The 11,198-nt window shown below is 70.1% G+C and carries 10 protein-coding genes; 6 read left to right on the forward strand and 4 right to left on the reverse strand.

The window, feature by feature from the left end; all coding sequences use genetic code 11:
• Positions 1–47: 47 nt before the first annotated feature.
• Together ACLGIH_RS34575 and ACLGIH_RS34580 are read right to left on the reverse strand one after the other, a co-directional pair.
• A complete protein-coding gene (locus ACLGIH_RS34575) occupies positions 48–1,697 on the reverse strand; it encodes a carboxylesterase/lipase family protein (RefSeq protein ID WP_416529180.1) in 1,650 nt (549 codons plus the stop codon).
• Positions 1,698–1,752: 55 nt separating this feature from the next.
• Positions 1,753–3,324, reverse strand: a complete 1,572-nt coding sequence (locus tag ACLGIH_RS34580; protein WP_416529181.1) for a carboxylesterase/lipase family protein — start codon at positions 3,322–3,324, stop codon at positions 1,753–1,755.
• 362 nt (positions 3,325–3,686) lie between these two features.
• Here ACLGIH_RS34580 and ACLGIH_RS34585 point away from each other — a divergent pair, with 362 nt between their 5' ends.
• From ACLGIH_RS34585 to ACLGIH_RS34595, 3 genes are all read left to right on the forward strand, one after another.
• On the forward strand, positions 3,687–4,379 hold the full coding sequence (locus tag ACLGIH_RS34585; RefSeq protein WP_416529182.1) for a fibronectin type III-like domain-contianing protein: 693 nt from the start codon (positions 3,687–3,689) through the stop codon (positions 4,377–4,379).
• 315 nt (positions 4,380–4,694) lie between these two features.
• A complete protein-coding gene (locus tag ACLGIH_RS34590) occupies positions 4,695–5,726 on the forward strand; it encodes a carboxylesterase family protein (RefSeq protein WP_416529183.1) in 1,032 nt (343 codons plus the stop codon).
• A gap of 239 nt (positions 5,727–5,965) precedes the next feature.
• Positions 5,966–7,675: a subtype B tannase gene (locus ACLGIH_RS34595; protein ID WP_416529184.1), complete on the forward strand. Its 1,710-nt coding sequence runs from the start codon at positions 5,966–5,968 to the stop codon at positions 7,673–7,675.
• 66 nt (positions 7,676–7,741) lie between these two features.
• Here ACLGIH_RS34595 and ACLGIH_RS34600 read toward each other — a convergent pair whose 3' ends face one another.
• Positions 7,742–7,933: a hypothetical protein gene (locus ACLGIH_RS34600; RefSeq protein WP_416529584.1), complete on the reverse strand. Its 192-nt coding sequence runs from the start codon at positions 7,931–7,933 to the stop codon at positions 7,742–7,744.
• On the opposite strand from ACLGIH_RS34600, the gene ACLGIH_RS34605 reads away from it, so the two are divergent.
• A complete protein-coding gene (locus ACLGIH_RS34605; RefSeq protein ID WP_416529185.1) occupies positions 7,850–8,236 on the forward strand; it encodes a hypothetical protein in 387 nt (128 codons plus the stop codon). The genes ACLGIH_RS34600 and ACLGIH_RS34605 overlap by 84 nt on opposite strands.
• A 174-nt stretch (positions 8,237–8,410) precedes the next feature.
• On the opposite strand, the gene ACLGIH_RS34610 is transcribed toward ACLGIH_RS34605, so the two are convergent.
• Positions 8,411–8,821 (reverse strand): cupin domain-containing protein, encoded by a 411-nt coding sequence (locus tag ACLGIH_RS34610; RefSeq protein WP_416529186.1) that lies wholly within the window; start codon positions 8,819–8,821, stop codon positions 8,411–8,413.
• 233 nt (positions 8,822–9,054) lie between these two features.
• Between ACLGIH_RS34610 and ACLGIH_RS34615 the strand changes: the two genes are divergently transcribed.
• Both ACLGIH_RS34615 and ACLGIH_RS34620 read left to right on the forward strand, forming a co-directional pair.
• The gene (locus tag ACLGIH_RS34615) at positions 9,055–9,618 is read left to right on the forward strand and encodes a carboxymuconolactone decarboxylase family protein (protein ID WP_416529187.1); all 564 of its coding nucleotides are present in this window, start codon (positions 9,055–9,057) and stop codon (positions 9,616–9,618) included.
• A gap of 49 nt (positions 9,619–9,667) precedes the next feature.
• Positions 9,668–11,197 carry an ABC transporter substrate-binding protein gene (locus ACLGIH_RS34620; protein ID WP_416529188.1) on the forward strand — a complete coding sequence of 510 codons (1,530 nt, stop codon included), beginning with the start codon at positions 9,668–9,670 and terminating at the stop codon, positions 11,195–11,197.
• The last annotated feature ends 1 nt before the right edge of the window (position 11,198 follow it).

Genomic DNA, 11,198 nt, shown 5'->3' on the forward strand with positions numbered 1-11,198 from the left:
GCCCAGCACGCGGGATGCGTGCCGGGCCCCGTTCGCGTACGGGCCGGTCAGGACAACAGTTCCTGCCAGAAGGACAGGTTGTGCTCCTTGGGGAAGTCACGGCTCGCCTTGGAGCAGGCTGCCGGGGCGTCGCCGCTCGCCGGTGAGGTGTCGCAGGCGATGAGCGACATCAGCGTGCCCGTCCGGTCGCTGAACTTGGGCCAGGACGGGGTGCCCGGACCGTTGGGGTCGCCGGACGCGGTGAACCGGCCCCAGTACTCGATCATCTGGCGGGAGAGTTCGAGCTGGTCGTCGTCGTAGGGGAGAGTCTGGCCGAGGTAGTCCCAGAGGTAGCCGAGGTCGTCGACGTGGATCGCCCCGCCGAACGCGAAGTCGCGGGCCGCCTGGCTCTCCTGCTGGATGCGGAAGATGGACGTGAAGTGCGGGGTGTCGCTCTCGGCGAACTCGTAGGCGTAGGTGGGTACCCACTTCGACAGGGTGCGGGTGAGCTGCCAGCGAGTGAAGGAGGTGGAGCCGTTCTGGGCGTCGGTCCACGCCTCCCCCGGGGTGGCGTACTCGCTTAGCGGGTACTCGGCGAGCACGGCGTCGGCGTTCTCGCCGTAGGCGGAGCGAACGGCGGCCTGATACTGGCCGGCCGTCATCGGCGTACCGAGGTAGTCGTAGTTCTGGAAGGTGGACAGGCCGCGTTCGCTGTCAGTCTGGCCCAGCATGACCGGGACCCGGTTGAACCGGCCGGTCTGCACTGCGGTGGCCGGGTTGACCGGGAAGGCGCGGCCGCCGGTGGAGAGGCTGACGCCGGCCTTCTGCTGCGCGGCGAGCAGGTCGGCGGCGGGCCTGGCACGCAGGCAGGCCAGGACGTCGGCGGCGGTGGCGCAGCCGACCTCCTCGACGAAGGCGGTGCTCTGCGCCTGGCCGGAGGCGGCGGACTGGAGGTTGCAGCCGCCGCTCATGATGACGGCGCGGGAGAAGAGTCCCTTGGCGGTGGGGGAGGTGAGGTGGTCGCAGACCGAACCGGCACCGGCGGACTGGCCGGCGATGGTGACGTTTCCCGGGTCACCACCGAAGCGGGAGATGTTGGAGTGCACCCAGCGCAGGGCGGCCTGCTGGTCGAGGAGACCGTAATTGCCGGGGCCGTCCTCGCTCTCGGCCCGCAGCTGGGGGAGGTTGAGGGTGCCCAGGACGCCGAGGCGGTAGTTGATGGTGACGACGATCGCGCCGGTCTGGGTGACGAACTTGCGCGGGTCGGTGTCCTGACCGGCGCCGCCGGTGAAGCCGCCGCCGTGGATCCACACCAGGACGGGCGTCTTTGCGCGGGCGGAGTCGGGGACGTAGACGTTGAGGTCGAGGCAGTCCTCGGTGGTGATGGTCTTCTCGTAGCCGGGGTCCCAGCCGGGGTTCTGGGCGCACCGGTCGCCGAAGGAGGTGGCGTCGCGGACGCCGGACCACTTCGCGGCGGACTGGGGTGCCTGCCAGCGGCCGGCCCGGGCGTAGGGGATGCCGAGCCAGGCGTCGTAGCCGGTGCGGTCGGTGCCGCGGACCTTGCCGTGGCTGGTCTGCACCACGTCCGAGGTGGGCCGGCTGCCCGCCGACGTGGACGACTGGGCCTGCGCGGCGAGCGGGGTGAGGCCCAGGGCGAGCAGCCCGAGGGCGGTGAGGGCGGCGCGGACGGTGCCGCGCCGGGTGCGGGACGGTCTCATGGCTCCCTGATCTCTGCGTGCGGGTGTGCCGGGAACGGTCGACGGGGCGAGGACGTCAGGAGAGCCAGAAGTCGCAGCGGTGGTCGGTCGAGTAGCCGCTGATCACCTTGCTGGCACCGGCCGTGCGCAGCTCCATGACCGGCCAGTTCGCCGCCTTGGTGTAGCGCGGCCAGGCGGGCTCACTCTTGGCCTTCGGGGCGCCGCTGTGGGCGAAGACGCCCCAGTAGGCGGTCATCTGGTCGGCCAACTGCTCCTGCCGTGCGGTGAGGGGCTTCTCGCCGAGGGCGAAGTCGAAGAGGTAGGCGAGTTCGGCGCTGTGCGCGTTCGACATGTCCTTGCCGGGGATGGCGAAGCCGTACAGCGTCGGCGAGGTCGGGTCGTCGAACTCGTACCGGTAGACGGGCGCCTCGGCGGAGATCAGCTGCGCGGCCTGCTGGTTGGTGCAGGCACGCTGGGCGTCGGTCCGGATCTGCGTGAGGGCGTCCCAGGGGTTGTCGAAGTCCGCCAGCGGATACAGGTCCAGCACGCGCTCGGCCCGGTCGCCGTAGTCCTCGCGGACCCGCTCCTCGAAGCCTTCCGGGGTGAGGCTGGCGTACGCCTCGGAGGCGAGGCGGTTCTCGGAGCGGGTGTTGCCGGTCAGCAACGGCACCGCGTTCCAGGTTCCGTCGGCCAGCGCCTGCCGAAATGTCTTGGGCAGCACCGAGCCGCCGACCTTGGAACCGCCCAGGTACTCGCCCTGGTGGGCGACCAGGGTGCCCGGCCACGCCTTGCGCAGGCAGGCGACGACGGTGGCCGCGTCGGTGCAGCCGACGGCCTCGGCGTAGGCGACCCCGCTCTGTTCGCCGGCCGCGAGGGCCGACTGCGACTGCAGGCACTGGGAACTCTGAACCGCGGCCTTGTCGAACAGGCCGCGCGCGGACGGCATGGCCATCAGGTCGCAGACGGCACCGCCACCGGCGGACTGGCCGGCGATGGTGACGTTGCCGGTGTCGCCACCGAAATGGGCGATGTTGTCCTGGACCCACTCCAGGGACGCCACCTGGTCCATGCGGGCGTAGTTGCCGGAGCCGCCCGGGGTCTGTTCGCTCAGCGCCGGGTGGGCGAGGAAACCGAGGGCGCCGAGGCGGTAGTTGACGGTGACGACGATGACATCGCTCTTCGTGGCCATGCTGCCGCCGCCGTAGATGACGCCGGTGCCCTGGGTGTTGGCGCCGCCGTGGAACCACACCAATACGGGCAGCCGAGCACCTGGCTTGGTGCCGCTGGGGCGGTAGACGTCCAGGTAGAGGCAGTCCTCACTGACGGCCTGCTCCTCCCGTACGCCGGAGGGCTGGAACTGGAGACAGGCGGGCGACTGCTGGTCCGCCTCGCGCACTCCCTTCCAGGACGCGGGCGCGGCGGGCGGTGCGAAGCGCAGGTCCCGTACGGGCGGGGCGGCGTACGGCAGTCCCAGGAACCGGTCCGCCCGGTCGGCGGTGACCCCTTGGACCAGGCCGCTGTCCGTCCGCACGACGGGAACGGTTCGGCCCGCGTCCGGTCCGGAGGCCGAGCTGGCGGTGGACGCGGAGGCCACCAGGGCGAGGGCGGGAAGCAGGGCGGTCGCCGCGAGTGCGGCCAGAGGGCGCATCAAGGCATGTCGGAACACACAACCTCCAAGTATGGAGCCGCCGTCACGTGACCGGCGGGGCGAGCTGTGGGATGTGCGTTGTCTGTGGCCGACAGCGAACGTAACTGGTCGGCAATATTGTCAGCAATATGTGCGACATATTTTCTTCGGTCGGTGAAGGCGGATCGTGCGCGGTCACCCTCTTGTCGACCCGGGATGAGCGGCGGTTTCGGTAGTCGAACGCTCAATTGCCGCGAACTGCCCTTCCTGCTTGAAGTGTTGACCACGGACGCCACCCCGTCGACACTCGGACCGCACCCGCCCGGCGCCCGGGACCGGGCGACCTCCTCAGCCCGGCCCGTGCCGGGGGAGCGCCGGGCGGCGTGCCTGATGACGTGTGCCGCAGGGAAGGCCACGTACTGTCCTGCACCCGTTCCGGGTACGGGCGGCTGTCGGTGCGCGCGGTGCGCGGCGGCCTGGAGGTGTCGTTCACCGTCACCAACACCGGCGACCAGCGCGGCGCCGAAGTCCCGCAGGTCTACGTCGGACCGGCGCCCCACGCGCCCGTCGACATGCCGGTCAGGACCCTGGCTGCCTTCGAACGGGTGGAACTGTGCTCGCGACAGTCCCGCCGGCTCACCCTGCGCGTCGATGAGCGCCGCCTGCCCTACGGGGACACCGGCAAGGGGCGCTGGGCCCTGCCCGCCGGCCGACGCAAGGTCGAGGTCGGCTCCTCTTCCCGCGACATCCGCCTCACGGGGACCGGCACGCCGCCCTCGACGCCCTCCGCTCCCTGGCGGCCATGCCCTGCTGTCCGCCGCCCAGGGCGCCGCGCCGGCCGCGAACTGGACTCCGCGAGCGCGGCGGTCGCCGACTACCGTCGGACGCTGCTGTGCACCTACCTCTCCGCGGCGCTCCTGGCGGGCCTGGTCCTGAACGCCGCCCTCGGCTGGTCCCGGGCCGAGCCCGTCGCCGCTCTCGTCATCGCCGCCCTCGCCGCGAAGGAGGGCCTCGACGCCTGGCAGGGCAAGGGGTGCTGCGCGCCGTCGGCGCGTGATGGCGCAGGGGTACGGTGACCGCCCGTCCGGATGCGGCTGTTGTGACGTCACCGGGCCGCGCGTGCGGGCGGACGGCCGCTGAGACCGCCGGATCCTGGGGACCGGGCCGTCGCCCGGCTCCCCACAGGTCGCTCGCGCTCGCGGACGATCCGCTCTCGGCTGCCCTCGATGCCGTAGGCGATCCGCCAGGTGATGAGGCGGGTGCCCAGCGGGTCGTCCGCCGGAAGGCACCGCGGCGTCGGAGGCTGGGGTGTCCGGACGCGCAACGCCTTCACAGCCACGGCAAAGGCGCGCCCAACCGTTTCCTCAGGCGGCGACCGGACAATCTTCGACATGAACACCTCTCACCTGTCACGACGCGGTTTCCTCGCCGCCTCGTTCGGCGCAGTCCTCCTCGGTGCCACCGCCTGTGGCAACTCCTCCGACGGCTCCAGTGCCTCGGCGTCCAGCTCCTCCGGGGCGCCCAGCGGCACCCCCGCCGCCGAGGCCGCCACGACCGGCGGCGTCGAGGAGCCGCCCAGCCTGGAGAGCCTGACCTCGGAGGTGAAGAGCACGTTCCAGCAGTTCACCTACGGGGACTCCCAGACGGCGAAGTCCCTGCCCTACAACCTGTACGTCCCCGAGGACTACGACGCCACGAAGTCCTACCCCCTCGTGCTCTACATCGCCGACTCCAGCCTGGTCGGCCAGGACGTCACCGCCCCGCTGTCACAGTACGGCGCACTGATCTGGGCGAGCGCCGGCGAACAGGCCAAGCACGCCGGCTTCGTCCTCGTCCCCGAGTTCCCGTCCGTCATCATCGACGACCACGGCAGCTACACCACCACGGACTACGTCGAGATGACCACCCGCCTGCTCAGCTCGGTCACCGGCGAGTACAGCATCGACGACAAGCGGATCTACGGCACCGGCCAGTCGATGGGGTGCATGACGGTCATGTACCTGGCCGCCCAGCACCCCGACCTGTTCGCCGCCGAGCTGTTCGTCTCCGGCCAGTGGGACGTCGGCGAACTGGACGGCCTGGCCGAGCAGAAGTTCGTCTACATCGCCGCCGGCGGCGACGAGAACGCCTCCGGCGGCCAGGCCGACGTCAAGGACATGCTCGAGGAAGCCGGGGTCTCGTACCAGAGCGCCACCTGGGACGCGACCTGGTCCGCCGAGGAGTACGCCACCGCCGCCAAGAAGCTCTTCGCCGCGGGTGACGACATCAACTTCGCCACCTTCAAGACCGGCACCGTCCTGGAAGCCTCCGACTCCTCCACCTCTTCCGGACCGGCCATGAACAGCGAACACATGGCCTCCTTCGAACCCGCCTACAGGATCACCGCCCTGCGCGACTGGCTCTTCGAGCAGAAGACGGCCTGAGACCGAACGGGTCGGGGCGCGCGCCGCGACGACGCGTGGACCGGGTGAGGGGCCGCAAAAAATGGCGTCGATATTGCTGTGTATATTGTTAACAATCTTGTAGCGTGCGTAACGCCTCGACCCCGAGGCATCGGCGATGTACTTGATGCTCAGTGAGGGGAGACCCCGTGCAGCGGCTCTCTGCGTCCTTCGGACGCGACGCACTCACCCGTCCGACCGGTACAGGTAAAGGACACCCCGTGACCCGCACACGTTTCCTGAGGGGTGCGGCGTTCGCGGGTTCCCTCGTCCTCGCGGCGGTCGCGATACCGGTCTCCGCCGCGGTGGCGGCTCCCGCCACCGGCCGCGGCCACGCGGTGGACCGCGAGGACGCGGCGCTGGACTTCGACTCCGCCGCCTACACGACGATCACCGTCACCGTCGACGGCCGGCCGACGAACGTGCGCTGGTACAAGCAGATCTGCTATGTCGCGAACCCCGTCGCGGCGGCGGCGCAGCAGTCCGGCGGCCCCGGCGGCGGTACGACGATCACCGACACCGCCTGCGGCTACCAGAGCATGAACGTGTTCGTGCCCGAGAGCGCCTTCGGCGACCAGCGCGCCCCGGTCTACTTCGCCGTCAACAACAGCGGCTGGAAGGCCAGCTACCTGCGGGCGAGCGTCACCGCCGGCACCTCCTACGACAGCGCGACCAGCACCGTCGGCGCCGCGCTGAAGGCCGGTTACGTCTTCGTCGACGTCGCCAACCGCAGCCGTGGCCTGGTCGGAGCGGACGGTACGGCTCCCGGCAAGGCCCCCGCGGCGGTGGTCGACGCCAAGGCGGCCGTCCGCTACCTGCGTCTCAACGACGCCGCGATGCCCGGCAGCGCGGAGCGCATCGTCATCAACGGCACCAGCGGCGGCGGCGCCCTGGTGTCGATCCTGGGCGCCTCCGGCAACAGCGCCGAGTACAACTCCTACCTCGCCGCCATCGGCGCCGCCGGTATCGACGCCAAGGGCCGCAGCACCCTGCGCGACGACGTCTTCGCCGTCAACGCGTACTGCCCGATCACCGACCTCGGCAACGCCGACATCGCCTACGAGTGGCTCTACAACGTCCTCGGCACCCGCGACACCACCGGCTCCAACCCCTCGCCGTCGGCCGCCGCCGAGATCGCGGCCCGGTTCGCGGCATACGAGAAGAGCCTCGGGCTGCGCAACCCCGACGGCTCCAGGCTCACCGCCGCGACCATGCTCGACACCATCAAGAAGGAAGTCGTCCGCTCCGCCGAGACCTACCTGAAGGCCGACCCGGCCCACACGATCCCGCCGCTGGGCGGCACCTTCCAGATCACCTCCCGCGGCACCACCAAGTCGTACGTCAACGACTGGATCGACGTCGACACCGCCACCGGCAAGGTGCGTTCCGTCGACATGACGAAGTACCTCGCGTTCGTCGCCACACAGGCCACGCTGAAGACGACCCCCGCCTTCGACGCCGCGGGTGTCGACGGGAACATCACCAGCGGCACCGAGACCGACCTGTTCGGCCCGCCGACGCAGAAGTACATGAACTACACCGAGTACAGCTGGAACCACAACGACGTCGCCGACGACGGCAGCGGCCTCGACGACACGGGGCTGACCTGGAAGCAGTACACCGCGAAGAAGAGCACCACCGTCGACGACCAGGTGCACCTGATCAACCCGATGGACTTCATCGGCACGAGCGCCGACACCGCGCCCAACTGGTACGTCCGGCACGGCACCCGCGACCGGGACACCGCGTTCACCGTCTCCGTCAACCTCGACCGGGCGCTCGCCGCCGACAAGCAGGTCGAGAGCCTGGACTACCAGCTCGCCTGGAACCAGCCGCATGCCGGCAACTACGACGTGCCCGAGGCCATGGCCTGGATCGCCGACGTCGTCGACAAGGCCGGCGACCCACTCACCTCCCGGCACAAGCGCTGAACCGTCGGCAGCCCCGAGGCGCACAGCCGGTGCGGCCCCGTGCCGGAGCGGTGACCAGGGAGCGGGTCATGCCGCCTGGCGGACGACGATCCGGGCGGGCGGCGGGCGAGGGTCGTCCGTGTCGAGGTCCAGGGCGAATCGGGCGCTGAGCCGGCCGTGGGCCTCGGCGTCGACATGGACGCTGGTCAGCCCCGGAACGTCGGCCGCCCCCGGACCCAGCTCCTGCTGCGCCGGGGAGCGACGGTCACTGTCGCGCACGCGTTCACCGCCGACCTCGCCGCCGTCACCAGGCCGGCCGATGTCGTCGTGGTCGCCCCCGGCGTGCGCGGCCTCATCGGCCCCGAACGCATCAAGCGGCCGGGGCCACCGTCATCGACGCCGGCATCAACCGCGCCCCCGACGGCCCCACCGGTGACGTCCGCGCCGCGGAACTCGAGGGCGTCGTCGGCCGTATCACGACCCGTCCCTGGCGGTGGGTTCTCGATGACCATCGCCATGCATGTGGTCAACACTCTCCGGGCCGCCGAGTGGGCTGACGAATACGAGTCCGTCCCCGCCTAGCGGTTCCGCCTCGGGTGCTGCCTGATGGCGTGGGCAGCACCCGGCACACGCCCTGCCGTATTCCGAGGCAGCCGCGGCCGCCGGGCGACGGGTAGCTCCCGGGCAGTGGCCGTTCCGGCACGGCGGATTCCGTCAGCGTGTCTCGCGACGTGATCGACGACATCGGTGCACGGGTCAGTCCTTGCCCATCTGGTCCTCGTCCGACAGGTGCTCCACCGTCTTGCCGGTCTCCGTGAACGTACGGGTCACATGACCCGAGGAGTACACCCACAGGATGCGCAGCGGGGTGTCACCGACGTTGCGGAACAGGTGGGGGACGGGAGAGGGGATGTAGGTGGTGTCGAACCGCTCCAGCTTCGTCACCTCGCCGTCGACCCAGACCTCCGCCTCACCGTCGAGGATCGTCACGTGCTCGTCGCAGTTGTGCGAGTGCATCGGAGCCCCAGAACCCACCGGGTACACACTCATGCCACTGGTGATGAGGTTCTCCCCGCCGGCCGACGGCGTCGTGATCAGGGGCGTCGTCACCACGGCACCGCCCCGGTCGAGCAGGGGCACGGACGCGGCCTTGATGATGGTGGTCATCGTGGGGGCTCCTCTCCGGTTCAACGTCTTGCGTCGGACGACGTTAGGTCGCGCGGGCGCGGATCGGTGCCCTGTCACGCGCAGGTTTACGTTGCGCTCCGGGAGGGGTGTGCTTCCTCCGCCCGGCTGTACCGTCACCTGTCACCGCAGGGCTTCGACCCGTTGCGGAAACGCGTCGGAAAGAAAAGGCAGGTATCGGCCGGATGAGGCTCCCCGTTCTCACCGAAGAGGAAATGGACCAGCGACAGAAGGAGCTGGCCGCGCGTATCGCCGGCCGCCGTGGCGCGGTCCGCGGCCCCTTCCGGGTCTGGCTGCACAGCCCGGAGATGTGCGAACGCGCCGAGTCCCTCGGCGCGTTCGCCCGCTTCGACTGCAGCCTGCCCAAGCACCTGCGGGAACTGACGCTTCTGATGGCGGCCCGCAACTGGGACGCGCAGTACTCCTGGAACGCACACGTCCACCAGGCCGTCGAGGCCGGCGTCCCGGAGGCGGCCGTCAAAGCCATCGCCGAGAAGCGCGAGGCGGTCTTCGACAACGAGGCCGACCAGGCGTTCTACCAGTTCTGCAAGGAGATCCTGGAAGAGCACTTCGTCACCGACGCCACCTTCGCCGCCGCGCAGCAGCACTTCGGCAACAAGGGCCTGGTCGACACCATCGGCGCGCTCGGCAACTTCACCATGCTCGGCATGTGCCTGAACACCTTCCAGGTGGACCTCCAGCCCGACAGGGAACCGCCCTTCCCGGACATCCGCGGCTACGGCCGCACCGCCGGCGGCCGGGCCCCCGAGCTGCCGTGACCCACCACTCCTTCTTCCCGCAGTGCTTGGCGCAAGGAGGCGTCAGCTCATGAGAAGCAGCAAGAGCACCAGCACGTCCAAGATCCTGGCTGTCGCCTGCCTGGCGACCGCGATGGTCGTCACGGGCTGTTCCGGGAGTGCGAAGAGCCCGGGCAAGTCCACCTCCGGCACACTGGCCGTCAACTGGGGCGGTTTCCCGGAAAGCTGGGCGCCGGGCGCCGAGATGGAAGCCGGCTACATGCGCGTCCCGTACGAGAACCTGGTGGCCCTGGACGCGAAGGGCGAGATATCCCCCGCCCTGGCGACCAAGTGGGAGCAGACCGAGAAGGCGCTGACCCTCACCCTGCGCGAAGGGGTCACCTTCCACGACGGCACCCCGTTCGACGCCGAGGCCGTCAAGGTCAACCTGGAGTCCATCCGCGACGGCAAGACCGCCTACGCGGGACCCCTGAAGGTGATCGAGTCGGTCGACGCCGTCGACGCGCACACCGTACGGATCAACCTTGCCGAGCCGACCCCGTCCCTGCTCACCACGCTCTCCACCCGAGGCGCCCCCATGGGCAGTCCGAAGGCCATCGAGGACGGCACGATCGCCCAGAGCCCCGTGGGCACCGGCCCCTGGGCCTACGACGCGGGCTCGTCCACCAAGGGCACCCGCATGGCGTTCACGTACTACGACGGCTACTGGGGCGGCAAGGACAGCGTCGGCTTCCAGACGGTCGAGCTGTACGCGATCCCCGAGGACAACGCGGCCACCGGCGCCCTCGCCACCGGCGAGATCGCCCTCACCGACACCGAGACCACCCAGCTCGGTCGTATCGAGGGCAATTCCAGCCTCGAGCACCTCTCCTACCCGGCGATCCGCAACAACCCGATGTTCTTCGACCGCGGCCCCGGCGGCGCCTTCGAGGACGCCGACGTGCGCCGCGCCGCCTGCTACGCCCTGAACACCGAGGAGATCGTCAAGCTCGAACCCGACTTCAAGGCCCGCACCCAGCACTTCGCCGAGGGAGAGCCCGGACACAACCCCGACATCGCCGGGTACACCCACGACCTCGACGAGGCCAAGCAGCTCATGGCCAAGGCCGGCAACCCGGAGGTCTCCGTCGAAGTACTGGCCGCGCCCTTCAACGAGAAGCAGCTCCAGGTCTACGCCCAGCAACTGGAGAAGATCGGCATCAAGGTGTCCGTGCAGTCCGCGGCCCCGCCCCAGTACTTCTCGCAGTGGAACAGCGGGCGCTACGCCCTCGGCCTCGGCTCCAACGACGAGCTGACCCCGTACGACTGGTACAAGGCGTGGTTCGCCGCCGACGCCCCCGGCAACCCCTCCCACGTGGAGAGCGCCGAGCTGAAGGCCGCCGCCGACGCCGCCATCGCTGCCGGTGCCTCCGAGGAGGCCGACGCGCTGTGGCAGAAGGTCACCAAGATCATCTCCGACGAGGCCCTCACCTGCGCCCACGTGGCGGGCGAGGAACTGGTCGCCTGGAACACCAAGGCCGTCACCGGGGTCAAGCCCTCCTCCCAGCCGTGGGAGACCAACCTCGTCGACTACAGGGCCCTGCGGCCGGCGGGGAAGTGAG

It is taken from the genome of Streptomyces hamibioticus (assembly GCF_047946815.1).
Taxonomy (GTDB): domain Bacteria; phylum Actinomycetota; class Actinomycetes; order Streptomycetales; family Streptomycetaceae; genus Streptomyces.